This is a genomic window from Nocardioides sp. JCM 18998, from assembly GCF_055391535.1.
The window spans coordinates 3,849,761-3,873,286 of the sequence record NZ_AP043886.1; the positions used below are offsets into that span (position 1 = coordinate 3,849,761).

Annotated in this window: 20 protein-coding genes; 8 read left to right on the forward strand and 12 right to left on the reverse strand. The window is 70.1% G+C overall.

Going from position 1 to position 23,526, the window contains the following annotated elements:
* Positions 1 to 12: 12 nt before the first annotated feature.
* Positions 13 to 969 carry a heme o synthase gene (locus ACZ5L9_RS18175; protein WP_464530450.1) on the reverse strand — a complete coding sequence of 319 codons (957 nt, stop codon included), beginning with the start codon at positions 967 to 969 and terminating at the stop codon, positions 13 to 15.
* 147 nt (positions 970 to 1,116) lie between these two features.
* Here ACZ5L9_RS18175 and tkt point away from each other — a divergent pair, with 147 nt between their 5' ends.
* The 6 genes from tkt to pgl all read left to right on the forward strand — a co-directional run bounded on the left by tkt (position 1,117) and on the right by pgl (position 9,308).
* A complete protein-coding gene (tkt, locus tag ACZ5L9_RS18180) occupies positions 1,117 to 3,234 on the forward strand; it encodes a transketolase (protein WP_464530452.1) in 2,118 nt (705 codons plus the stop codon).
* Between the two features lie 61 nt (positions 3,235 to 3,295).
* Positions 3,296 to 4,414: a transaldolase gene (gene tal, locus ACZ5L9_RS18185; protein WP_464530454.1), complete on the forward strand. Its 1,119-nt coding sequence runs from the start codon at positions 3,296 to 3,298 to the stop codon at positions 4,412 to 4,414.
* A gap of 4 nt (positions 4,415 to 4,418) precedes the next feature.
* A complete protein-coding gene (gene pgi, locus ACZ5L9_RS18190) occupies positions 4,419 to 6,080 on the forward strand; it encodes a glucose-6-phosphate isomerase (RefSeq protein WP_464530456.1) in 1,662 nt (553 codons plus the stop codon).
* Positions 6,077 to 7,636: a glucose-6-phosphate dehydrogenase gene (gene zwf, locus ACZ5L9_RS18195; RefSeq protein WP_464530458.1), complete on the forward strand. Its 1,560-nt coding sequence runs from the start codon at positions 6,077 to 6,079 to the stop codon at positions 7,634 to 7,636. The genes pgi and zwf overlap by 4 nt, the downstream gene beginning before the upstream one ends.
* Positions 7,633 to 8,577 carry a glucose-6-phosphate dehydrogenase assembly protein OpcA gene (locus ACZ5L9_RS18200; RefSeq protein ID WP_464530460.1) on the forward strand — a complete coding sequence of 315 codons (945 nt, stop codon included), beginning with the start codon at positions 7,633 to 7,635 and terminating at the stop codon, positions 8,575 to 8,577. The genes zwf and ACZ5L9_RS18200 overlap by 4 nt, the downstream gene beginning before the upstream one ends.
* The gene (pgl, locus tag ACZ5L9_RS18205) at positions 8,574 to 9,308 is read left to right on the forward strand and encodes a 6-phosphogluconolactonase (protein WP_464530462.1); all 735 of its coding nucleotides are present in this window, start codon (positions 8,574 to 8,576) and stop codon (positions 9,306 to 9,308) included. Before ACZ5L9_RS18200 ends, pgl begins: the two co-directional genes overlap by 4 nt.
* A 96-nt stretch (positions 9,309 to 9,404) precedes the next feature.
* Here the strand turns inward: pgl and ACZ5L9_RS18210 are convergent, their stop codons facing one another.
* From ACZ5L9_RS18210 to gap, 5 genes are read right to left on the reverse strand one after another with little or no spacing between them, the layout of a single operon-like run.
* Positions 9,405 to 9,764, reverse strand: coding sequence for an RNA polymerase-binding protein RbpA (locus ACZ5L9_RS18210; protein WP_464530465.1), 360 nt, complete (start codon positions 9,762 to 9,764; stop codon positions 9,405 to 9,407).
* 21 nt (positions 9,765 to 9,785) lie between these two features.
* A complete protein-coding gene (gene secG / locus ACZ5L9_RS18215) occupies positions 9,786 to 10,016 on the reverse strand; it encodes a preprotein translocase subunit SecG (protein WP_464536916.1) in 231 nt (76 codons plus the stop codon).
* A gap of 33 nt (positions 10,017 to 10,049) precedes the next feature.
* Positions 10,050 to 10,820, reverse strand: coding sequence for a triose-phosphate isomerase (tpiA, locus tag ACZ5L9_RS18220; protein ID WP_464536918.1), 771 nt, complete (start codon positions 10,818 to 10,820; stop codon positions 10,050 to 10,052).
* 26 nt (positions 10,821 to 10,846) lie between these two features.
* A complete protein-coding gene (locus ACZ5L9_RS18225; protein WP_464530467.1) occupies positions 10,847 to 12,061 on the reverse strand; it encodes a phosphoglycerate kinase in 1,215 nt (404 codons plus the stop codon).
* Positions 12,062 to 12,064: 3 nt separating this feature from the next.
* The gene (gene gap, locus ACZ5L9_RS18230) at positions 12,065 to 13,063 is read right to left on the reverse strand and encodes a type I glyceraldehyde-3-phosphate dehydrogenase (protein ID WP_464530469.1); all 999 of its coding nucleotides are present in this window, start codon (positions 13,061 to 13,063) and stop codon (positions 12,065 to 12,067) included.
* A gap of 228 nt (positions 13,064 to 13,291) precedes the next feature.
* Between gap and ACZ5L9_RS18235 the strand changes: the two genes are divergently transcribed.
* Together ACZ5L9_RS18235 and ACZ5L9_RS18240 are read left to right on the forward strand one after the other, a co-directional pair.
* Positions 13,292 to 14,341 (forward strand): LacI family DNA-binding transcriptional regulator, encoded by a 1,050-nt coding sequence (locus tag ACZ5L9_RS18235; protein ID WP_464530473.1) that lies wholly within the window; start codon positions 13,292 to 13,294, stop codon positions 14,339 to 14,341.
* Positions 14,341 to 15,321, forward strand: coding sequence for an acetylxylan esterase (locus ACZ5L9_RS18240; RefSeq protein WP_464530476.1), 981 nt, complete (start codon positions 14,341 to 14,343; stop codon positions 15,319 to 15,321). The genes ACZ5L9_RS18235 and ACZ5L9_RS18240 overlap by 1 nt, the downstream gene beginning before the upstream one ends.
* Positions 15,322 to 15,608: 287 nt before the next feature.
* Here ACZ5L9_RS18240 and whiA read toward each other — a convergent pair whose 3' ends face one another.
* The 6 genes from whiA to ACZ5L9_RS18270 all read right to left on the reverse strand — a co-directional run bounded on the left by whiA (position 15,609) and on the right by ACZ5L9_RS18270 (position 23,517).
* Positions 15,609 to 16,592: a DNA-binding protein WhiA gene (gene whiA / locus ACZ5L9_RS18245; protein WP_464530479.1), complete on the reverse strand. Its 984-nt coding sequence runs from the start codon at positions 16,590 to 16,592 to the stop codon at positions 15,609 to 15,611.
* A gap of 42 nt (positions 16,593 to 16,634) precedes the next feature.
* Positions 16,635 to 19,025: a beta-xylosidase/alpha-l-arabinosidase gene (locus ACZ5L9_RS18250; RefSeq protein ID WP_464530481.1), complete on the reverse strand. Its 2,391-nt coding sequence runs from the start codon at positions 19,023 to 19,025 to the stop codon at positions 16,635 to 16,637.
* Positions 19,026 to 19,125: 100 nt separating this feature from the next.
* Positions 19,126 to 20,016, reverse strand: a complete 891-nt coding sequence (locus ACZ5L9_RS18255; protein WP_464530484.1) for a carbohydrate ABC transporter permease — start codon at positions 20,014 to 20,016, stop codon at positions 19,126 to 19,128.
* On the reverse strand, positions 20,013 to 21,044 hold the full coding sequence (locus ACZ5L9_RS18260) for a carbohydrate ABC transporter permease (protein WP_464530487.1): 1,032 nt from the start codon (positions 21,042 to 21,044) through the stop codon (positions 20,013 to 20,015). The genes ACZ5L9_RS18255 and ACZ5L9_RS18260 overlap by 4 nt, the downstream gene beginning before the upstream one ends.
* 9 nt (positions 21,045 to 21,053) lie before the next feature.
* Entirely contained in the window at positions 21,054 to 22,376 is a 1,323-nt protein-coding gene (locus tag ACZ5L9_RS18265) for an ABC transporter substrate-binding protein (RefSeq protein ID WP_464530489.1), read from the reverse strand.
* A gap of 151 nt (positions 22,377 to 22,527) precedes the next feature.
* Entirely contained in the window at positions 22,528 to 23,517 is a 990-nt protein-coding gene (locus ACZ5L9_RS18270; RefSeq protein ID WP_464536920.1) for a gluconeogenesis factor YvcK family protein, read from the reverse strand.
* Between the last annotated feature and the right edge of the window lie 9 nt (positions 23,518 to 23,526).

Genomic DNA, 23,526 nt, shown 5'->3' on the forward strand with positions numbered 1-23,526 from the left:
GGCCCGAGTCGGTCAGCGGGTGACGAGCGGGTCGACCGCGACGGCGACGAAGAGCAGCGAGAGGTAGAGGTTGCTGCTGTGGAAGAGGTGCATCGGCTGGATGACCGAGAGGTCCTCGGTGCCGCGGGCGCGGACATGCATCCGGTGCGCCTGGACGAGGAATACAACGCCCAGCACCGTGGCGGCGACGGGGTAGAACCAGCCGGTGTCCGCGACCGGCCACAGCAGCAGCGAGACCGCGACCATCACCCACGAGTAGAGGACGATCTGGCGACCGACCTCGTGCGCCGGCTTCACGACCGGGAGCATCGGGACGTCGACGTTGGCGTAGTCCTCGCGGTAGCGCAGGGCGAGCGCCCAGGTGTGCGGCGGCGTCCAGAAGAAGACGACCAGGAACAGGATGAACGGCGCCCACGACAGCTGATCGGTGACGGCGGTCCAGCCGATCATCGCCGGGAAGCAGCCGGCGATGCCGCCCCAGACGATGTTCTGGGTGGTGCGCCGCTTGAGCAGCATCGTGTAGACGAAGACGTAGAACGCGTTGGCGCCGAGCGAGAGCGCCGCGGACAGCGGGTTCACCCAGATCAGCAGGATCGCGGTCGACAACGCCGCCAGGACCACGCCGAAGACGAGCGCCGAGACCGGCGAGACGATGTGGCGCGGCAGCGCCCGGCGTCGCGTACGGCGCATCTGCTCGTCGATGTCACGGTCGTAGACGCAGTTGAAGACCGATGCCGAGCCGGCCGAGAGCGTCCCGCCGATGACGGTCGCGACGACCAAGCCGAGACCGGGGACACCGCGGGCCGCGAAGAACATCACCGGCACGGTGGTGAGCAGCAGCAGCTCGATCACGCGGGGCTTGGTCAGCCCGACATAGGCGGCGACGACGTCCTTGAACGTCGCCCGGGTCGAGTCGATCTCCTGGGTGTCGACACCCGGGGCGCTCTCACCGACGTACGTCACAGACATCCCTTACTTATTGGTAACTGCTTTGATGCTGCGACGGCCCGGGTACCGGCCCGCCACGAGCTTGCCGCCATCGCCTGACAGCGGGTGTGAGTCTAACCCCGACTCTCGGTAGGCTCGGAGTTGACGTACGTCTCAGAGAGGACCCCCGTGACCACAACTCCTGCCCTTGAGTGGACCGACCTTGACAAGAAGGCCGTCGACACCGCTCGGGTCTTGGCGATGGATGCTGTTCAGAAGGTGGGCAACGGCCACCCCGGTACCGCCATGAGCCTCGCGCCCGCGGCCTACCTGATCTTCCAGAAGGTGATGAAGCACAGCCCGTCCGACCCGAGCTGGCTCGGTCGTGACCGCTTCGTGCTGTCCTGCGGGCACAGCTCGATCACCCTCTACACCCAGCTCTTCCTCGGCGGCTTCGGTCTCGAGATCGAGGACATCGAGTCGCTGCGCACGTGGGGCAGCAAGACCCCGGGGCACCCGGAGTTCGGCCACACCGCCGGCGTCGAGGTCACCACCGGCCCGCTCGGCCAGGGTGTCGCCAACGCTGTCGGCATGGCGCTGGCCGCCCGCCGCGAGCGCGGCCTGCTCGACCCGAACGCCAAGCCGGGCGAGTCGCTCTTCGACCACCACATCTACGCGATCGCCTCCGACGGCGACCTCGAGGAGGGTGTGAGCGGCGAGGCCTCCTCGATCGCCGGCACCCAGCAGCTCGGCAACCTCACCGTCATCTACGACGCCAACAAGATCTCGATCGAGGGCAACACCGACGTCGCGTTCACCGAGGACGTCGCGAAGCGGTACGAGGCGTACGGCTGGCACGTCCAGACCGTCGACTGGCTGCACAACGGCGACCACGCCGACGGCGGGAAGTACCACGAGGACGTCGAGGCGCTGTACGCCGCGGTCCGGGCCGCCGACGCGGTCACCGACCAGCCGAGCATCATCGTCCTCAAGACGATCCTGGCCTGGCCGGCCCCGAACGCGCAGAACACCGAGGCCGCACACGGCTCGGCGCTCGGCGCCGACGAGATCGCCGCCACCAAGAAGCTGATGGGCTTCGACCCGGAGCAGCACTTCGACGTGCCGGCCGACGTGATCGAGCACACGCGCGGGCTGATCGCCCGCGGCAAGGAGCTCGAGGCCGCCTGGAACGAGCGGTACGCCGCCTGGGCCGCCGCCAACCCGGAGCAGGTCGCGATCCTCGAGCGGATGAAGAGCCGCTCGCTGCCCGAGGGCCTCGAGGCCGCCCTGCCGGTCTTCCCGGCCGACGCCAAGGGTGTCGCCACCCGTGCCGCCTCCGGCAAGGTGATCAACGCGATCGCCGACCTGATGCCCGAGCTGTGGGGCGGCTCGGCCGACCTGGCCGGCTCGAACAACACCACCATCGCCGACGCCAAGTCCGCCATCCCGGCGAGCCGCTCGACGCACGACTGGGCAGGCGACCCCTACCAGGGCCGCGTCCTGCACTTCGGCATCCGCGAGCACGCGATGGGCGCGATCATGAACGGCATCGCCGTCCACGGTGGCACCCGCGTCTTCGGCGGCACCTTCCTGCAGTTCTCCGACTACATGCGTGGTGCCGTCCGCGTCGGCGCGCTGATGGGCGCCCCGGTCGTGCATGTGTGGACGCACGACTCGGTCGGTCTCGGCGAGGACGGCCCGACGCACCAGCCGATCGAGCACCTGTGGGCGCTGCGCGCCATCCCGGGCCTCGACGTGGTCCGCCCGGCCGACGGCAACGAGACCGCCGCGGCGTGGCTCCAGGCCCTGAAGCACACCGACCGCCCGACCGCCCTCATCCTGTCGCGCCAGAACCTGCCCACGGTTCCGCGTGGCGAGGACGGCTTCTCGACGACGGAGAACGTCGGCAAGGGCGGCTACGTCCTCATCGACGCCGAGGGCGGCCAGCCGGACGTGATCCTGATCGGCACCGGTTCCGAGGTGCAGCTGGCGGTCACCGCCCGTGAGCAGCTCAAGGCCGAGGGCATCAACGCCCGCGTCGTCTCGATGCCGTCCGTCGAGTGGTTCGAGCAGCAGACCCAGGCCTACCGCGACTCGGTGCTGCTGCCGGGCGTCAAGGCCCGCGTCTCGGTCGAGGCCGGCATCAAGCAGGGCTGGCGCGAGTACGTCGGCGACGACGGCCGGATGATCAGCATCGAGCACTACGGCGCCAGCGCCGACGGCGCTCGCATCTTCCGGGAGTTCGGCATCACCGCCGAGGCCGTCACCCAGGCGGCCAAGGACAGCCTGCAGGCGACCCGCCGCTGAGGTAGATCGCCGCCGCGCTAGAGTGGAAATTGGATCGTTCAAAACGTACAGAGGAGTTCCCATGAGTGACCGTCTCAAGGCGCTGGCCGACGCCGGCGTCTCCATCTGGCTCGACGACCTGTCGCGCGAGCGCATCGAGACCGGAAACCTGGCCGACCTGGTCAAGGGCTCCTCGGTCGTGGGTGTGACGACCAACCCGACCATCTTCGCGGCGGCGATCGCCAACGGCGAGCGCTACGACGCCCAGGTCGCCGACCTCGTCAAGGGCGGCGCCGACGTCGACACGGTGATCTTCGCGCTCACCACCGAGGACGTCCGCAACGCGTGCGACATCCTCGCCCCGGTCGCCGAGGCGACCAAGGACGACGGCCGCGTCTCGATCGAGGTCGAGCCGACCCTCGCCAACGAGACGCAGGCGACGATCGACAGCGCGAAGGCCCTGTGGGCCGCTGTCGACCGCAGCAACGCCCTCATCAAGATCCCGGCCACCCTCGAGGGTCTGCCGGCCATCACGGCCGTCATCGCCGAGGGCATCAGCGTCAACGTCACGCTGATCTTCTCCGAGGAGCGCTACCGCGCCGTCATGGACGCGTACCTCACCGGTCTCGAGCAGGCCAAGGCCAACGGCCACGACCTGTCCGCGATCCGCTCGGTCGCGTCGTTCTTCGTGTCGCGCGTCGACACCGAGATCGACGCCCGCCTGGACAAGATCGGCACCGACGAGGCCCTCGCCCTGCGCGGCAAGGCAGCCGTCGCGAACGCCCGCCTCGCGTACGCCGCCTTCCAGGAGGTGCACGCCGGCGAGCGCTGGACCGCCCTCGCCGCGGCCGGCGCGAACGCCCAGCGTCCGCTGTGGGCCTCGACCGGTGTGAAGAACCCGGCCTACTCCGACACCATGTACATCACCGACCTGGTCGTCGCCGACACGGTCAACACCATGCCGGAGAAGACCATGCAGGCCTTCGCCGACCACGGTGAGCTCGTCGCCGGCAACAACGGTGACGCGGTGAGCGGCAAGGGCGACGAGGCCAAGGCCGTCTTCGAGCAGCTGGCTGCCGTCGGCGTCGACCTCGCCGACGTCTTCACCGTCCTCGAGACCGAGGGTGTCGACAAGTTCAAGGTCTCCTGGACCGAGCTGCTCGACACCGTCAAGGGTCAGATGGCGAAGGCCGGGGCCTGATCCCGTGAGCGCGCCCGTGGACGCCACGACGACTGCGGCGTGGAGCCGGCTCGGCGAGCTCGCCGCCGGCTTCGCCCCCGACCTCCGCTCGGCCCTCGCCGACGAGCAGTGGGTACGCCGCTCGACCCTGCAGGCCGCCGACCTGCACGTCGACCTCTCCAAGAACCTCGTCACGCCCGAGATCTGGAAGACCCTCCGCGACCTCGCCGCCGACGTCGACCTCGAGACTCGTCGTGACGCCATGTTCGCCGGTGACCACATCAACGTCACCGAGGACCGGGCCGTGCTCCACACCGCGCTGCGGCTGCCCGCCGACGCGCACCTGACCGTCGACGGGCAGGACCCGGTCGCCGACGTCCACGACGTGCTCAAGCGCGTCTACGACTTCGCCGACCGGGTCCGCTCCGGCGCCTGGACCGGCGTCACCGGCAAGCGGATCCGTACGGTCGTCAACATCGGCATCGGCGGCTCGGACCTCGGTCCGGTGATGGCGTACGAGGCTCTCGCGGCCTATCGCCACGCCGACATCGAGTGTCGCTTCATCTCCAACATCGACCCGACCGACGCGGCTCGCACGCTGACCGGGCTCGACCCGGAGACGACCCTGTTCATCGTCTCCAGCAAGACCTTCGGCACCCTCGAGACGCTGACCAACGCGCGGCTGTGCCGCAGCTGGCTCCTCGAGCAGCTCTCCACGGACGCACAGGGCGAGGTCGACCAGAAGGACGCGGTCGCCAAGCACTTCGTCGCCGTCTCCACCAACCTGGAGAAGGTCGCCGACTTCGGCATCGACCCGGCCAACGCGTTCGGCTTCTGGGACTGGGTCGGCGGCCGCTACTCCGTCGACTCCGCGATCGGCACCTCCCTGGCGATCGCGATCGGCCCCGAGGCGTTCGCCGACTTCCTGGCCGGCTTCCACGCCCTGGACGAGCACTTCCGGACCGCTCCCCTGGACGAGAACGTCCCGGTCCTGATGGGCCTGCTCAACGTCTGGTACGTCAACTTCCTCGGCGCCCACACCCACGCCGTGCTCCCGTACTCCCAGCTCATGCACCGCTTCCCGGCATACCTGCAGCAGCTGACCATGGAGTCCAACGGCAAGGGCGTGCGCTGGGACGGCACCCCGGTCTCCACCGACACCGGCGAGATCTTCTGGGGCGAGCCGGGCACCAACGGCCAGCACGCCTTCTACCAGCTGATCCACCAGGGCACCCGGCTGATCCCCGCCGACTTCATCGCGTTCGCGAATCCCGCCTACGGGCTGAAGGACGCGGACACCGACGTCCACGAGCTCTTCCTGGCCAACTTCTTCGCCCAGACCAAGGCGCTCGCGTTCGGCAAGACCGCTGACGAGGTCCGCGCCGAGGGCACGCCCGAGCACATCGTCCCGGCCCGGGTCTTCACCGGCAACCGGCCGACCACCTCGATCATGGCTCCCGATCTGACGCCGTCCGTGCTGGGCCAGCTGATCGCGCTGTACGAGCACACCACGTTCGTCCAGGGCGTGGTCTGGGGCATCGACAGCTTCGATCAGTGGGGCGTCGAGCTCGGCAAGCAGCTCGCCCTCCAGGTCAGCCCGGCGGTCAGCGGTGACGCCCAGGCACTCGCCGATCAGGACCCATCGACACAGGCCCTGATCGAGTACTACCGGGCACACCGGAGGTGAGCCCGCGAGCCGCGCGGTCCAGCACCCCGCGCAACCCGTTGCGCGATCCTCTGGACCGCCGGCTCCCGCGCATCGCGCCGCCGTGCGGTCTGGTCCTCTTCGGCGTCACCGGCGACCTGTCGCGCAAGAAGGTGATGCCGGCGATCTACGACCTGGCCAATCGCGGCCTGCTGCCGCCCGGCTTCTCGCTGACCGGCTTCGCCCGGCGGGACTGGGCCGACGAGGACTTCGCCCAGGTGGTGCACGACTCGGTCAAGGAGCACGCCCGTACGCCGTTCCGCGAGGAGGTCTGGGACCAGCTCGCTGAGGGCTTCCGGTTCGTCTCGGGCGACTTCGGCGACGATGCCGCCTTCGAGGACCTGCGCCACACGATCGAGGAGCTCGACGAGACCCGCGGCACGGGCGGCAACCACGCCTTCTACCTCGCGATCCCGCCCGGCGCGTTCGGCGACGTGGTCGGCCAGCTGCGCGAGCACGGCCTGACCGAGACCGGTCCCGACGCCTGGCGCCGGGTGGTGGTCGAGAAGCCGTTCGGCCACGACCTCACCTCCGCACGCCGTCTCAACGAGACCCTGGACAGCGTCTTCCCGGACGGCTCGATCTTCCGGATCGACCACTATCTCGGCAAGGAGACGGTGCAGAACATCCTCGCGCTGCGCTTCGCGAACACGATGTTCGAGCCGATCTGGAACGCCAACTACGTCGACCACGTGCAGATCACGATGGCCGAGGACGTCGGCATCGGCGGCCGCGCCGGCTACTACGACGGGATCGGCGCCGCCCGCGACGTCATCCAGAACCACCTGATGCAGCTCATGTCCCTGGTCGCGATGGAGGAGCCGGCCGGCTTCGACGCCACCGCCCTACGGATCGAGAAGCAGAAGGTGCTCTCCTCGGTCCGGCTGCCGGACGACCTGGCGGCCACCACGGCCCGCGGCCAGTACGCCGCCGGCTGGGCGGGCGGCGAGAAGGTCGCCGGCTTCCTCGAGGAGGACGGCATCTCGCCCAAGTCGGCGACCGAGACGTTCGCCGCGATCACCCTGAACGTGGACAACCGCCGCTGGGCGGGCGTCCCGTTCTACCTCCGTACCGGCAAGCGCCTGGGGCGTCGTGTCACCGAGGTCGCGGTCGTCTTCAAGAGCGCTCCACACCAGCTCTTCAACCCGGCCTCGACCGAGGAGCTCACCCAGAACGCGCTCGTCATCCGCATCCAGCCCGACGAGGGCATGACCGTACGGTTCGGCTCCAAGGTGCCCGGCACCGCGATGGAGATCCGCGACGTGACGATGGACTTCGCGTACGGCAGCACCTTCACCGAGGCCTCCCCGGAGGCGTACGAGCGACTCATCCTCGACGTGCTGCTCGGCGACCCGCCGCTCTTCCCGCGGCACGAGGAGGTCGAGCTCTCCTGGCGGATCCTCGACCCGATCCTCGACTTCTGGGCCGCCCAGGACCGCAAGGGGACGCGCCCGGAGGCCTACGACTCCGGCACCTGGGGCCCCGCGGGCGCCGATGCGATGCTGGCCCGTGACGGCCGGGCCTGGAGGCGACCGTGACCCGCACGCTGAACCAGACGACCAGCGCCGGGATCGCCGCGGAGTTCGTCCGCGCCCGTACCCACGCCGGCAGCCCCGCGATGGGCATGGTGATGACGCTGATCCTCGTCGTCGAGGAGGAGCACGCCGTCAATGCGCTGGAGGCCGCCCGCTCGGCCTCGCGCGAGCATCCCGCGCGGGTGCTCGCGGTCGTCCTCGGCTCCTCGCGCGGTGCGGCCCAGGTCGACGCCGAGGTCACCGTCGGCGCCGGCTGGAGCGGGGAGATGGCGCTGATCCGGCTCTCCGGCGAGGTCGTACGCCACCCCGAGTCCGTGGTCCTCCCGCTGCTCCTGCCCGACTCCCCCGTGGTCGCATGGTGGCCGGGTGCCGCGCCGGTCGACCCGGCGAGCGACCCGTTGGGTCGGTTGGCGAGCCGACGGATCACGGATGTCCGTACGACCACCACGGGCCGCGCCCGGGCCCTGCACGTCCAGTGCGCCGCGTACGCCCCGGGCAACACCGACCTCGCCTGGACCCGGCTCACTGGGTGGCGGGCGCTGCTGGCCGCCGCGCTCGACCAGCAGCCGCTCAAGGTCACCGGCGGATCGGTCAGCGCCGAGCGACTCGACCCGAGCGCCGACCTCATGGTGGCCTGGCTGTCGAGCCGGCTGCGTGTTGACATCAAGCACAAAGTCTCCGATGGGCCGGGTCTCACCGAGGTCGTGCTCGAGACGGCCAAGGGGCCGATCCGGCTCGCCCGCGACGACGGCCGCCACGCCGTGCTCAGCACACCGGGCAACCCGGACAGACCGGTCGCGCTCGCCCGCCGCGACGTTCCCGAGCTGCTCGCCGAGGAGCTCCGCCGTCTCGACGAGGACGCCGTCTACTCCAGCACCGCCCGCTTCCTCACCCGCCGCGTCGCCAGCCGCCGCAGCCCGAACCGAAAGGCCACCAAGAAGTGACCAGTCCCCATGTCGAGCCCCGCGTCGAGGTCCACGAGGACGCCGCCGAGCTCGCGACCGCCGTCGCCGGCGAGCTGCTCAACCGGATCGCGGACGCCCAGGCCTCCGGGGCCATCCCGAACATCTGCCTGACCGGCGGCACCATCGCCGAGGCCATCCACCGCGAGGTCGCCCGGCTGGCCGACGACTCGGGCGTCGACTGGGGTGCCGTGGAGTTCTGGTTCGGCGACGAGCGCTTCGTCTCCCCCGACTCCCCCGATCGCAACGCGGGCCAGGCCAAGGCGGCGTTCCTGGACGAGGTCGGCGTGCCCGCCCACCGCATCCACCAGATGCCGTCCCCGGCCGACGTCAGCGACGTCGAGCTCGGCGCCGCCGCGTACGCCCAGGAGGTGCTCGCGATGGGCGGCCACTTCGACGTGATGATGCTCGGCGTCGGCCCCGACGGCCACGTCGCATCCCTGTTCCCGGGCTTCCCGCAGCTCGACGCCACCAACGCCCTCGCGGTCGGCGTCACCGGCTCGCCCAAGCCGCCGCCGGAGCGGATCAGCCTCACCTTCCAGGCCATCCGGGACGCCTCGGCGGTCTGGTTCCTGGTCAGCGGCGACGGCAAGGCCGACGCGGTCGCCAGCGCGTTGGGCGGTGCCGACGTGCACGAGATCCCCGCGGTCGGCGCCCACGGTCACGATGAGACCATCTGGTTCCTCGACCGGGCCGCCGCCTCCAAGATCTGAGCGCGACGCGACGCACGATCGCGCGAAGAACCCGCCGAGCCGGCGCATCGTGCGCCGGCTCGGCGGGTTCTTAGATGAAGCTGTGCCGACTCGGCGTCAGAAGATGATCTCGCCCGACTTGCGGCGCGAGCGCAGCAGGTTGATGGCGTCCTCGAGGATGTCCTCGGCCTCCTTGTCGGAGCGCCGCTCCTTCACGTACGCCAGGTGCGTCTTGTACGGCTCGATCTTGGGGGCCGCCGGCGCGTTCTCCGCGTCGAGACCACCCGGGAGACCGCACTTCGGGCAGTCCCACGAGTCCGGCGGGGTCGCCTCGACCGCGAAGGTGATCACCGAGCGGTGCTCACGAGCGCAGAAGTAGGTGACCGCCTTGCGCGGAGCCGCGTCGCCGCGCTCCGCCTCGCCCATCGGGCCAGCCCCGACCCGACTACCCCGGATCGCGTTCGCTCCACCAGCCATGTGTGTTGTTCCTTCGCTAGATCAGTACGCGAGCAGCAGGCCGAGTGCGATCACGCACGCGAACCAGATGACGCCGATGCCGATGGTCAGACGGTCGAGATTGCGCTCTGCGACCGAGGAGCCGCCGAGGGAGCTCGAGACGCCGCCGCCGAACATGTCGGAGAGGCCACCGCCTCGCCCCTTGTGCAACAGCACCAGCAGAATCATCAGGGCGCTCGCGACCATCAGGACGATGGTGAAGAGAAGTTCCAGCACGATCGGGAATCCTACGTCACATCCGCGCGATCACAGCGCGGGGAGGTCGTAGAAGCGGCAGATCGCGGAAAACTCGTCCACGACCAGGCTCGCGCCCCCGACGAGGGCACCGTCGACATCGGGCTTGGCCATGATGCCGACGATGTTGTTCGCCTTCACCGAGCCGCCGTACAGGACCCGTACGGACTGCGCGGCCTCGGCTCCGTGCAGCTTCTCCACGGTCGCACGCAGCGCCGCGCAGACCTCTTGAGCGTCCTCCGGGGTGGCGACCTCGCCGGTGCCGATCGCCCAGACCGGCTCGTACGCGATCACCAGGCCGGCGACCTGCTCGGCACTCAGCCCCGCGAGCGAGCCGACGAGCTGCTCGGTGCAGTAGGGCACGTGAGCGCCCTCCTGACGGACCGGGAGATCCTCGCCGACGCAGACGATCGGCGTGATGCCGGCCGCGAGGCTCGCAGCGGCCTTGCGCGCCACGAGCGCGTCGGTCTCGCCGTGGTGCTCACGGCGTTCCGAGTGACCGGCCACGACGTACGAGCAGCCGAGCTTGGCCAGCATCGCCGCCGAGATCTCGCCGGTGAACGCACCCGACTCATGGACCGAGACGTCCTGGGCGCCGTACCGGATCGACAGCTTGTCGCCGTCGACCAGGGTCTGCACCGACCGGATGTCGGTGAAGGGCGGAACCACCACGACCTCGGCCTTGCCGTAGTCGTGGCGCTTGTCCGACAGCGTCCATGCGAGCTTCTGGACCAGAACCACCGCTTCTTGGTGGTTGAGGTTCATCTTCCAGTTGCCCGCCATGAGCGGGGTGCGCTTACCCAATTTTCCTAGTCCTCCAGGGCAGAGTTGTCAGGCGCTTCCAGCACCGTGATCCCCGGGAGCTCCTTGCCCTCCAGGTACTCCAGCGACGCGCCACCGCCCGTCGAGATGTGACCGAACTGGTCATCCTCGAAGCCGAGCGCACGGACCGCCGCGGCGGAGTCGCCGCCGCCGACGACCGAGAGGCCGCCGACCTTGGTCAGAGCCGCCGCGACGGCACGGGTGCCCTCGGCGAAGGCGGGCTGCTCGAAGACGCCCATCGGGCCGTTCCAGAAGACCGTACGGGCCTTCTCGACGACCGCGGCGAACGCCTCGCCCGACTCCGGGCCGATGTCCAGGCCGAGGGAGCCCGCCGGGATCTGGTCGGCCGCTACCACCCGGGCCGACGCCTCGTCGCCGAACGCGTCGGCGACCACGATGTCGGTCGGCAGGACGATCTGGACGCCGTTGGCCTTCGCCCGCTCGAGGTACTCGAGCACGGTCGGGATCTGGTCCTCCTCGAGCAGGGACTTGCCGACCTCGTGGCCCTGGGCCTTGAGGAAGGTGAAGACCATGCCGCCACCGATGAGCAGGGTGTCGGCCTTGCCGAGCAGGTTGTCGATGACGCCGAGCTTGTCGGAGACCTTCGAGCCACCCAGGACGACCGCGTACGGGCGCTCGGGGGTGTCGGTCAGCCGACGCAGCACGTCGATCTCGGCCTGGACCAGGCCGCCCATCGCGTGCGGGAGCAGCGTGGCGACGTCGTAGACCGACGCCTGCTTGCGGTGCACCACGCCGAAGCCGTCGGAGACGAAGGCATCGGCCAGGCCCGCGAGCTCGGCCGCGAAGGCGCTACGCACGGCGTCGTCCTTCGAGGTCTCCCCGGCGTTGAAGCGGACGTTCTCCAGGAGCGCCACCTGGCCGTCGGCCAGTCCGGCGACGGTCTCCTGCGCCGAGGCGCCGACAGTGTCGGTCGCGAAGGCGACCGGCTGGCCGAGCAGCTCGCCGAGTCGCTGCGCGACCGGGGCGAGGCTGTACTTCGCCTCGGGGGCACCGTCGGGGCGGCCGAGGTGGGCGGTGACGACCACCCGCGCGCCGGCATCGGCCAGCGCGCGGATGGTCGGAACCGAAGCCCGGATCCGGCCGTCGTCGGTGATCTGTCCGTCCTTGAGGGGGACATTGAGGTCAGAGCGGACGAGGACGCGCTTGCCGGCGACCTCTCCGAGTCCGGTGTAGGACCCCATGGATCAGAGGCTCTTGCCCATGTAGTCGATCAGGTCGGCGAGGCGGTTGGAGTAGCCCCACTCGTTGTCGTACCAGGACGCGACCTTGACCTGGTTGCCGATGACCTTGGTCAGCGGAGCGTCGAAGATCGACGAGGCCGGGTTGGTGACGATGTCCGAGGAGACGATCGGGTCGGTCGAGTAGACTAGGAACTTGCCGTCGGCGGCCTTGCGGACGATCTCGTTGATCTCCTCGACCGAGGTCTCGCGCGAGGCCTCGAACGACAGGTCGGTGAGCGAGCCGGTCGGGGTGGGGACGCGCAGGGCGTAGCCGTCGAGCTTGCCCTTGAGCTCCGGCAGGACCAGGCCGATGGCCTTCGCGGCACCGGTCGAGGTGGGGACGATGTTGATCGCGGCGGCACGGGCGCGACGCAGGTCCTTGTGGATGTTGTCCTGCAGGTTCTGGTCCGCGGTGTAGGCGTGGACCGTGGTCATCAGGCCCTTGTTGATGCCGATGCCCTCGTGCAGCGCCTTGGCGAGCGGGGCGAGGCAGTTGGTGGTGCAGGACGCGTTCGAGACGACGGTGTGCTTGTCGGCGTCGTAGAGGTCGTGGTTGACGCCCATCACGATGGTGATGTCCTCGTTGGAGGCCGGCGCCGAGATGATGACCTTCTTGGCGCCACCGTTGTCGACGTGGGCGCGCGCCTTGGTGGCGTCGGTGAAGAAGCCGGTCGACTCGACCACGATGTCGACGTCGAGCTCGGACCACTTCAGGTTCGCGGGGTCGCGCTCCGAGAAGACCTTGACGACCTGCTCGCCGATCTTGATCTCGCCGTCGGTGGCGGTGACGTCGGCGTCGAGGACACCGAGGATCGAGTCGTACTTGAGCAGGTGCGCGAGGACCGAGACGTCGGACAGGTCGTTGACGCCGACGATCTCGATGTCGAGGCCGGAGGCGCGCACGGCGCGGAAGAAGTTGCGGCCGATGCGGCCGAAGCCGTTGATGCCTACGCGAACAGTCATGTTCTCTCCAATGGTCGGGGGCCTTTGGTGACCCTCGTTGCGTTAGGGCCTTCTGTGACCCGCATCCGACCCTACCGAGTCTGCCGGTGCCTACGGACGGGTAGCCACTGTCACGATCCAAGGGTGCGATAGTGTGACCGCACACACAGTGGCGTCTTGGCGTACGTTTGGTGGACGTCCCGTGGCGAAACCGTTGTCGATATCGTTTTACATGAGTAGTGTCAGCGCATGATTCCGCCCCGGGTAACGATTCGCGAGGTCGCACAGGCCGCCGGCGTCTCCGTCGCCACCGTCTCCAAGGTCCTCAACGACCGCTACGGCGTATCCGAGGCCACGGCCACCCGCGTGCGCGGCATCATCAACGACCTCGGCTACGAGTCCAGCCTGGTCGCCAGGAGCCTGCGCAACCAGAAGACGAACGTCATCGGCGTCCTGGTCGCCGACCTCGAGCCGTTCAGCGCCGAGGTGCTCAAGGGCGTCGCGGACGTGCTTCGCGGCACCGAGTACGAGCTGGTCGCCTACGCCGGCGCCGCCCGCCTCGGCGAGCACGTCGGCTGGGAGCGGCGCCACCTCAACCGGCTCAGCGGCACCCTGATCGACGGCGCCGTCCTGGTCACCCCGACGGTGACCGACATCGTCGCCAACGTCCCGATCGTCGCCGTCGACCCGCACGCCGGCCGCTCCGACATCCCCACCGTCGACTCCGACAACTCCCGTGGCGGCTACCTCGCCGCACAGCACCTGCTCTCGCTCGGCCATCGGCGGATCGCGATGGTCACCGGCCGCCCCGACCTGATGTCCTCCCAGCTGCGCGAGGACGGCTTCCGCACCGCGCTGAACGAGGCGCATCTGCCCGCGGGCGGGTTCCAGCTCGTCCCCGGCGCCTACGACCCGGCGATCGCCTCGGAGAGCGCCCGTGCGCTGCTGACCCTGCCGGCCGACATGCGGCCCACCGCCGTCTTCGCGGCCAACGACGCCACCGCGCTCGCCACCATCGAGGTGGCCCGCTCCCTCGGCCTGCGCGTTCCCGAGGACCTCTCCGTGATCGGCTTCGACAACGTCCCGGACGCGGCGATGTGCGACCCGGGCCTCACCACCATCGAGCAGCCGATCCGCGAGATGGGCCGACGCGCCGCCCACCTGCTGGTCGAACGCCTCCACGCCGCCGACCTCTCCGCCGTGCCGTCCGGGATCCACGTACGCCTCGACACCCGGCTCGTCCCGCGCGGCTCGACGGCGGCGCCCGCGCTGCTCGACGGCACTACGGGGATCGGCTGATGCCCCGCATCGACCTGTCGCTCGACGAGCTCTGGGAGCGTCGCGAGGAGCTGCCCGAGCCCGCCGGGCTCGACGCGTTCTGGCAGCGCACCCTCACCGAGGCGGCAGCGATCCCGCTCGACGTCCGGATGACGCGCGTCGAGAGCGTCCTCACCACCGTCGAGACGTACGACGTCACCTACGCCGGCTTCGGCGGACACCCGATCAAGGGCTGGCTGCACCTGCCCGCCGCGCCACTGCGCGGAGACGCTCCGCTGCCCGGGGTCGTGCAGTACCACGGCTACAACGGCGGTCGCGGGCTCGCCCACGAGTTCACCTTCTGGGCCCAGGCCGGCTTCGCCCACTTCGTGATGGACACCCGCGGCCAGGGCAGCGGCTGGTCCAACGGCGACACGCCGGATCCGGGCGGCAGCGGCGCGCCCGCCCAGGGCGGGTTCCTCACCCGCGGTCTCGACAGCCCCGACGACCACTTCTACCGACGCGTCTTCGTCGACGCGGTCCGGGCGGTCGAGGTCCTGCGGGGCCACCACGCGGTCGACGCCGCGAAGGTCGCCGTCACCGGCCACAGCCAGGGCGGTGGCATCAGCCTCGCCGCAGCCTCGCTCTCCCCCCACGTCGTCGCCACGATGCCGGACGTGCCGTTCCTGTCGCACTTCCGCCGTGCTGTCGACATCTCCCCCGGCGACCCCTACGCCGAGATCGCCCGCTACCTCGGCGCGCACCGTGGCCGTACGAAGCAGGTCTTCGAGACGCTCGCCCACTTCGACACCGCGATCCTCGGCAAGCGGGCCCATGCCCCGGCCCTGTTCTCGGTGGCGATGATGGACACCATCTGCCTGCCGTCGACCGTCTTCGCCGCCTACCACGCCTACGCCGGCCAGAAGCGGATCCAGGTGTACGAGTTCAACGACCACGAGGGCGGCGGAGCCTTCCAGTCCCGTGCCCAGGTGAACTGGCTCAGGGCGACACTCGCCAGCTGACGCTTCGCTTCCACTCCGCGACCGGCCGTGCCGGGAGCGGCGCTCCCGCCGGGGCCAGCACTCACACTCATGCCTCCCGCACCAGCGCACCGTCCATCGGTCGCGCTGGAGGAAGCGGACGACGGGCGATGCGGCGAGGGCCTCCCCGCCCGGCGACGCCCGCCGTCACCACCGCGCGAGACACCGCCGGGCGTGTCCCTCGGGGCATCCCGGGGCATCGTCCGGCGCGGCGGCGCCGCCGACGCGGGCGATCGGCGGACGCGCAGACACGCCACCAACCTCGAAGCTCAGTCGTCGACCAGCATGTCCGGCGTCAGCGACGCCTCGGTGTCCGGGATGCCGAGCTCCTCGGCGCGCTTGTCGGCCATCGCCAGCAGGCGACGGATCCGGCCGGCGATGGCGTCCTTGGTGAGCGGCGGCTCGTGCAGCTGGCCGAGCTCCTCGAGGGAGGCCTGCTTGTGCTCGAGCCGGAGCTCGCCGGCCATCTTGAGGTGGTCGGGGACCTCGGCGCCGAGGATCTCCATCGCCCGGTCGACGCGCGCGCCGGCGGCGACGGCGGCGCGGGCGGAGCGACGCAGGTTCGCGTCGTCGAAGTTGGCGAGCCGGTTGGCCGTCGCGCGGACCTCGCGACGCATCCGCCGCTCCTCCCACGCCATCAGCGACTCATGCGCGCCGAGGCGGGTCAGGAGCTGGCCGATCGCGTCGCCGTCACGGATGACGACGCGGTCGACGCCTCGGACCTCCCGGGCCTTGGCCTGGATCCCGAGGCGACGCGCGACGCCGACGAGCGCCAGCGCGGCCTCCGCGCCGGGGCAGGTCACCTCGAGCGAGCTCGAGCGGCCCGGCTCGGTCAGCGAGCCGTGCGCGAGGAATGCCCCGCGCCAGGACGCGACCGAGTCGCAGGCCGCGCCGGCCACGACGGCCGGCGGCAGGCCGCGGACGGGTCGACCGCGCTGGTCGAGCAGGCCGGTCTGGCGCGCGAGCGCCTCGCCGTCCTTCACGACCCGCACGATGTAGCGCGAGCCCTTGCGGATGCCGTTGCCCTGGACGATCGCGACCTCGGCGTGGTGGCCGTAGACCTCGGCGATGTCCTTGCGCAGCCGACGCGCGGCTGCACCGGTGTCGAGCTCGGCCTCGACCACGATTCTGCTGTTGACGATGTGCAGGCCGCCCGCGAAGCGCAGCGTCGTCGCGACCTCGGCCTTGCGACAGCACGTCTTCGTGATCTGGGTGCTCGAGAGCTCCGCCTTCACCTGTCCCGTCATCGCCATGCCGAGGAGTCTCCCACGTCAGTCAACGACCCTGGACGCCGGTCACTTGGCAACGGTCGCCGTCACCACGCGGGCGTCAGCGGACGTCACGCGGTGCACGTCACCCGTGAGGGCGACGATGGCGCGCTCGACGTGGGCGCCCGTGATCGCCGCGGCGACCGAGCCGGTGGCGGTGTCGCTGTCCGCGATGCCCTCGGCGACCGCCGTGTCGACCTTCTCACCGGCGGAGGAGGCGACCCAGATCTCGATGTCGCCGGGCTCGACGACCTTGGTCAGCGAGCGGTCGGTGAAGGCGAAGCGGGTGGTCGGGACGGTGAAGGTCACGACGGCCGACTCCCCTGCCTCGAGCGCGACGCGCTGGTAGCCGACAAGCTGGGAGACCGGGCGGACGATCGAGCCGAGCAGGTCGCGGCCGTACACCTGGACCACGTCGGAGCCGGCGACGGCACCGGTGTTGGTGACCGTCACGGTGACGTCGAACGAGCCGTTCGTCGCGGCCGACGCCGAGGCGGTCAGCTCGCTGTAGGCGAACGACGTGTACGACAGCCCGAAGCCGAACGGGCGCACCGGCGTCGGATCGGTCGAGGTGACCTCGGACGGCCCGCCGAGCAGCGGCTGCATGTAGGAGTACGGCTGCGCGCCGGAGGCACGCGGCAGGCTGACGGGCAGGCGCCCGGACGGGTTGGTCGCACCGGTGACGATGTCGGCGATCGCCGAGCCGCCCTCCTCGCCGGGGAAGAACGCCTGGAGGACCGCCGCGGGGGCGTTCTCGCCCTCGAAGGCCCAGCCGATGGCGTACGGACGTCCGGTGACGAGGACCAGGACCACCGGCGTACCGGTTGCGGTGATCGCCTCGACCAGCTCCCGCTGGACGCCGGGCAGGTCGAGCGAGTCGGCGTCGTTGCCCTCGCCCACGGTGCCGCGGCCGAAGAGGCCGGCCTGGTCGCCGACGACGACGATGGCGACGTCGCAGGAGGAAGCGGCATCGATCGCGGCGGCGAAGCCGGAGCGGTCCTCGCCCTCGACGGCGCAGCCCTCGACGAGGCTGACCTGCGAGCCGGCCAGCTGCTCGCGCAGCGCCTCGGCGATGGTCGGGACCTCGAAGCCGAGCTCGAACTCCGGCTTGCCGTGGAGCACGTGGTTGGCGAAGGAGTAGCAGCCCATCAGTGCCTCGGCGCGGTCCGCGTTCGGGCCGATCACGGCCACCGTGCCCGGCGTGGCCAACGGCAGCGTGCCGTCGTTGGCCAGCAGGACGACCGACTCGGCCGCGAGGCGGCGCGCGATCGCACGGTGCCGGGGTGAGTCGAGGTCGATCCGGGTCGGGGCCTCGCCGAGGGTGGCGACGAAGTCCTCGTCGAGGAGGCCGAGCTCCTCCTTCTGCTTGAGCGCACGGAGCACGGCGCGGTCCACCAGCGCCTCGTCGACCTCACCGGCGCGGATCAGTGCGGCGAGCGGCTCGAGGTAGGCGTCTCCGCTGGGCAGCTCGATGTCGACGCCGGCCTCGAGGGCCAGTGCGGCGGCGCGGCCGCGGTCGGCGACGACGGCGTGCATGACGGTGAGGAACGCGACGCCGAAGTAGTCGGCGACGACGGTGCCCTCGAAGCCCCACTGCTCGCGCAGGATGCCGGTGAGGTGCTCCGAGGAGCCGTGGAGTGGGATGCCGTCGACGTCGTTGTAGGCGGCCATGACGGACTTGACGCCGCCGTCGAGCAGCGCCATCTCGAACGGCGGCAGGAAGACGTCGGCGATCTCGCGCGGACCGGCCGAGACCGGGGCGTGGTTGCGGCCGGCACGCGAGCCGGAGTAGGCGACGAAGTGCTTGAGGGTGGCGTGCACGCCACCGGCCTGGAGGCCCTTGACGTAGGCCGTGCCGATCGTGCCGACGACGTACGGGTCCTCGGCGATGGCCTCCTCGGTCCGGCCCCAGCGCGGGTCGCGGATGACGTCGAGGACGGGGGCCAGACCCTGGTGGATGCCGAGCGCCTTCATGTCCGCGCCGATCTGCTCGGCCATCTCCTGGACGAGGTCGGGGTCGAACGAGGCGCCCCAGGCGAGCGGCGTCGGGAAGGTCGCGGCCTTCCAGGCGGCGAGGCCGGTGAGGCACTCCTCGTGGACCAGCGCCGGGATGCCCAGTCGGGTCTCGGCGATGAGGCGCTTCTGCTCCGCCCACAGCCACGCGGCGCGCTCGGCCGGCTCGACCGGCCGGGTGCCGTACACGCGGGTGTAGTGGCCGAGGCCGTGCTCGGTGATCTCGGAGAGCTTGCTGCCCTCGCGGGAGTTGTTCATCTCGCCGGCCATCGGCGCGACGACCTCACCCCCGTGGTCGAGCCAGTAGCCGACGATCTGGGCCAGCTTCTCCTCGAGGGTCATGCGGGCGTGGAGGTCGGCGACGCGATCGGAGACGCGTGGCATGGCCACGGGGTGAGAGGTCACGAGCGAGCTCTTTCAGGTTGAGAGCGTGAGGGGAAGGTACGGGGCCTGGTGGGCCCGAGGTGGGTGACGCGGATGGGGCCGCGTCACCCACCGGGAGGGATCAGCCCTTGACGGCGCCCTGGAGGCCGCCGACGATGCGACGCTCGAACGCGGTGAAGAACACCAGCGCCGGGATCATCGACAGCGACGTGAAGGCGAGCACCGCGGCCGTGTCGGAGCCGTGGGCGGAGTGGAACTGCTGCACGCCGAGCGGCAGGGTGTACCGGTTCGGGTCGCTGAGCACGAACAGCGGCAGCAGGTAGCTGTTCCAGCTCGCCACGAAGGTCAGGATGCCCGTGGTGAGGACGCCCGGAAGCGACAGTGGGAGCACCATCCGGAAGTAGAACGAGAGCCGGCTGCAGCCGTCCACCGCCGCCGCCTCCTCGATCTCGTCCGGGATCGCCTGCAGGAAGGGCACCAGGATGATGATCGTGGTCGGCAGCGCGAACGCGACCTGCGGCAGGATCACGCCGATGATCGAGTTCGTCAGGTGGATCTTGTTCAGGATGATGAACAGCGGCGTGATGGCCACCGTGATCGGGAACATCAGGCCCGCCGCGAAGAGCGCGAACATGAACCCGCGACCGCGGAAGCGGTAGCGGGCGAGCACGTAGCTCGCGCTCAGGCCCAACGACACCACCAGCAGCGTGGTGGCGCCGGCGGCGACGACGGAGTTGAGGAACTCGCGCCAGAACGTCGACGACTGGAGGATGTTGCCGTACGTCGACCAGCGCCACGGGTTCGGGAAGCCGGCCGGGTCGACCGTCAGCTGGGAGTTGTCCCGGAAGCCGCCGAGCACGATGTAGGCGACCGGCGCGAGGCTCAGGCCGATGATGACGAGCGCGATGAAGTAGACCGCCGGGCTGCCCCACGGGTCCTTGGGCTTCGCGCCGCCGCCCTTCGAGCGGTTGCCCTTCTTGGTACGGGGCGCCTCGATGGATGCGGTGGTCATCGCTTCCTCTTTCCGTCGGTGACTGCACCGGAGATGTCGCGGCTGAGCACGATGCGCTGGTAGAGCACAGCGACGATCAGTGAGATGACGAAGAGGACGACCGCCACCGCGTTGCCGTAGCCGTAGAGGCCGGTACGCGGGCCGTAGTGCGCCATGTACGTCGCCATCGTGGAGATGCCGTCGCGGTCGACGTTGAACTCGCCCCAGACGATCCAGGGCAGGTCGAAGAGCTGCAGCGCCCCGATGATCGACAGGAAGGCCCAGATGCGGATCGTGGGACCGAGCAGCGGCAGGGTGATCTGGCGCTGCATCTGCCAGTAGCTGGCACCGTCGATCGAGGCGGCCTCGTAGAGCTCCTCGGGGATGTTCTGGAGTCCGGCCATCAGCAGGATGATCGCGAAGCCGAGGTACTTCCAGGTCAGGATCGCCATCAGCGTCCACAGCGACATGTGCGGGCCGAGCCAGGAGATCTCGACCGTGCCGAAGATGTGCATCTTGGTCAGCAGGTCGTTGATCGCACCGTTCACCGGAAGCATCAGGCTGAGACCCGTACCCGCGATGACCTCGGAGACGACCCACGGCACGAAGACGAGCACGCGGATCACCGAGCGGCCACGCATCTTGCGGTTCAGCAGCAGCGCCAGCAGGATCGCGAGCGGTCCCTGGATCAGCAGCGAGAGCACGACGATCTCGAAGTTGTGCATCACCGCCCGGTGGAACTCAGGGTCGGTGAGGATGACCTTGTAGTTGTGCAGGCCGATGAAGTCGGTCGGCGGGCCGAAGCCCTTCCAGCGGTAGAAGCCGTAGTAGATCGCGGCGAAGACCGGGGCGATCACGAAGCCGACGAACACCAGGATCGCCGGGCCCGACAGCAGGGTGATCTCGAAGCGCTCGCGCCAGCTGGTGCGCTGGCGAGGAGCCCGACCGACGGCGGTCATGGGCGACACGGAGTCCGTGCCGCCCACGACCGTGGTGGTGCCGTCGAGCGAGCTCTCCAGAGCCGAGGGGGCCTGGGGAGTTTCACTCATGAGTTGCTATTACCCCTTGGAACTAGCGTTGTTGACCGCGTCAACGATGCTCTGCGGGTCGCTGTTCTGGCCCGACATGAAGTTGACGACGGCCGTGTTCAGCGCGCCACCCACGGTCGAGCCGAAGAGGGTGTCGAGGAACAGGACGGAGTACTTCGCGTTGTTGCTGGCGTCGAGCGCGGCCTTGGTGGCGGCGCCGGTGACGCTGCCCTGGGCGGCCTTGTTCGCCGGGATGGCCGAGAACGCGGTGTAGTACGCGCTCTGCTGGTCGGTGGTGGCGAGGAAGTTCAGGAAGTCGCTGCACTCCTTCGGGGCCCACGCCGAGCAGGAGTAGCCGTCGGCACCCTGCATCATCGCGGTCGGGTCACCCTTGCCGTCGGGGGTCGACGGGAACGGGAAGTAGCCGAGGTCCGCGAGCGGCTTCTTGTTCGGCGTCAGGTCACCGACCACGCCCGGCTCCCAGGCGCCCATGAGCTCGCCGGCGACCTTGTGGTTGGCCAGCAGGCCCGCGGTCGAGGCGGCGCTGCCCTGGGCGGCCACGTTGAACGCGTCCTTCTCGAACGGGTCGGAGGAGACGAACTCGCCGAGGTCCTTGCCGGCCTGCAGGAAGCAGTCGTCGTCGAACTTGGCGCTGGTGGCGGCCTCGTTGAGGGCGTCCTGGCTGCAGTCGCGCACGGCGAACATGTAGTACCAGTGAGCGGCCGGCCAGCCGTCCTTGCCGCCGACGGCCAGCGGGGTGCCGGCGGCCTTCAGCTTGGCGGCGTCGTCGGTCAGCTCGGCCATCGTGGTCGGCGTGGAGGTGATGCCGGCCTTCTTGAAGACGTCCTGGCTGTACCAGATGCCCTCGGGGGTGACCGAGAGCGGAATGCCGTACGACTTGCCGTCGGCCTGGTAGATCGACAGCGCGCCGGCGCTCACGTTGCTCTGGACGTCCGACGACAGGGTGACCTCGCTGAGCTGGCCCGCCTGGACCATCGCGAGCATCTTGCCGCCGCCGCGCTGGTACATGATGTCGGGGGCCGAGCCCTCGCCGGCCTGGAGGGCCGTCTGGAGCTTGCCGTCGTAGTCCTCGTTCTGAACGCTCTGGACCTTGATCGTGACGTTCGGGTTCGCCGCGTGGTACGCGGTGGCGGCGTCCTGGAAGTACTGCAGGCCGGGACCCGTCGTGGAGTTGGTCCACAGGGTCATCGAGACCGGACCACCGGACGAGCTCTTGTCGCCGCTAGCGGTGTTCGACGAGTTGTCCGAGCTGCCGCAGGCAGCCGTGGTGAGAAGCAGGCCGGCAGCCGCGACGGTGACGACCGTCCGCTTGGCCGTGGGGATGAAAGACATCAAGCACCTCGTTGAGTCAGGTCGGCGTGTGGTGCACGCCACAACAGGCAGGAGCCTCTCAGGCGGGAGGTTCGGTGTCAATCGTTATCGATAACGTTTTCGCAATCAAAATCCCGAACGCCCCCGAGGTGAACGCTCACACGCCGTGGGGTCAGAGCCCGCCGCTGAGCACCCGCTGGTAGGCGGCGGCCAGGAGGACCGGATCGTGCCGGGCGGAGCCGTCGGCCATCGCGATCCGCTCGATCACCAACCGCGCACCCAGCGCATCGGTCATCTCGCGCAACGCGTCGAGCCCCTCCATGCCGGCATCCGCCAGCACGGTGTCGACCTGGAGGTCCGGAGCGTGGGCACACAGCACGCCGAGGTGGTCGGCCGGGCCGAAGCCCTGCGTCTCCCCCGCCTGCTCGGCGAGGTTGAGCACGACCAGCACCCGGGCGCCGGTGGTGACCAGGGCCTCACGCAGCGCCGGGACCATCAGGTGCGGCATCACCGAGGTGAACCACGAGCCCGGGCCGATCACGACCCAGTCGGCCGCATGGATCGCCTCCAACGCCGCCGGCGCGGCCGGTGGATCGGCGGGCTCGAGCGCGATCGAGTCGATGGTGCCGTTGGTCGTCGCCACCTCCACCTGGCCCCGTACGGTCGTGAGCCGGTCGGGGTCGGCCGGGTCGAGGCCGCGGACCTCGGCGCGGATGTCCATCGGGACCAGCGCCATCGGCAGCACCCGGCCGCGGGCGCCGAGCAGACGGCCCACCCAGTCCAGGGCGGCGACGTGGTCGTCGAGCAGCTCCCAGAGGCCGACGATCAGGAGGTTCCCGAGGTTGTGACCGTTCATCTCGCCGTCGCCGGCGAAGCGGTGCTGCATGACGCTGGCCCAGGTCACGCCCCAGTCGTCGTGGCTGCACAGCGCGGCCAGGGCCATCCGCAGATCGCCGGGCGGCAGCACCCCGAACTCCCCGCGGAGCCGACCGGAGGACCCGCCGTTGTCGGCGACCGTGACGATCGCCGTCAGCTCGTCGAGGACGACCTCCTCGAAGAGGATGCGCAGCGCGGAGAGAGAGGCGTACAGGCCGTGGCCGCCGCCGAAGGCGATCAGCGAGAGTGCACGCTCCGCACCGCCCTGCCCCGACAGCCTGGGCATCGAGGCCGG

Bases quoted from the DNA above. Each gene is read 5' to 3' on its own strand.
- ACZ5L9_RS18175 (WP_464530450.1), bottom strand. From the start codon at position 969: ATGTCTGTGACGTACGTCGGTGAGAGCGCCCCGGGTGTCGACACCCAG.
- ACZ5L9_RS18235 (WP_464530473.1), top strand. From the start codon at position 13,292: ATGATTCCGCCCCGGGTAACGATTCGCGAGGTCGCACAGGCCGCCGGC.
- whiA (WP_464530479.1), bottom strand. From the start codon at position 16,592: ATGGCGATGACGGGACAGGTGAAGGCGGAGCTCTCGAGCACCCAGATC.
- ACZ5L9_RS18225 (WP_464530467.1), bottom strand. From the start codon at position 12,061: ATGGGGTCCTACACCGGACTCGGAGAGGTCGCCGGCAAGCGCGTCCTC.
- ACZ5L9_RS18255 (WP_464530484.1), bottom strand. From the start codon at position 20,016: ATGACCACCGCATCCATCGAGGCGCCCCGTACCAAGAAGGGCAACCGC.
- ACZ5L9_RS18260 (WP_464530487.1), bottom strand. From the start codon at position 21,044: ATGAGTGAAACTCCCCAGGCCCCCTCGGCTCTGGAGAGCTCGCTCGAC.
- ACZ5L9_RS18240 (WP_464530476.1), top strand. From the start codon at position 14,341: ATGCCCCGCATCGACCTGTCGCTCGACGAGCTCTGGGAGCGTCGCGAG.
- gap (WP_464530469.1), bottom strand. From the start codon at position 13,063: ATGACTGTTCGCGTAGGCATCAACGGCTTCGGCCGCATCGGCCGCAAC.
- ACZ5L9_RS18210 (WP_464530465.1), bottom strand. From the start codon at position 9,764: ATGGCTGGTGGAGCGAACGCGATCCGGGGTAGTCGGGTCGGGGCTGGC.
- ACZ5L9_RS18270 (WP_464536920.1), bottom strand. From the start codon at position 23,517: ATGCCCAGGCTGTCGGGGCAGGGCGGTGCGGAGCGTGCACTCTCGCTG.
- tpiA (WP_464536918.1), bottom strand. From the start codon at position 10,820: ATGGCGGGCAACTGGAAGATGAACCTCAACCACCAAGAAGCGGTGGTT.
- tal (WP_464530454.1), top strand. From the start codon at position 3,296: ATGAGTGACCGTCTCAAGGCGCTGGCCGACGCCGGCGTCTCCATCTGG.
- ACZ5L9_RS18265 (WP_464530489.1), bottom strand. From the start codon at position 22,376: ATGTCTTTCATCCCCACGGCCAAGCGGACGGTCGTCACCGTCGCGGCT.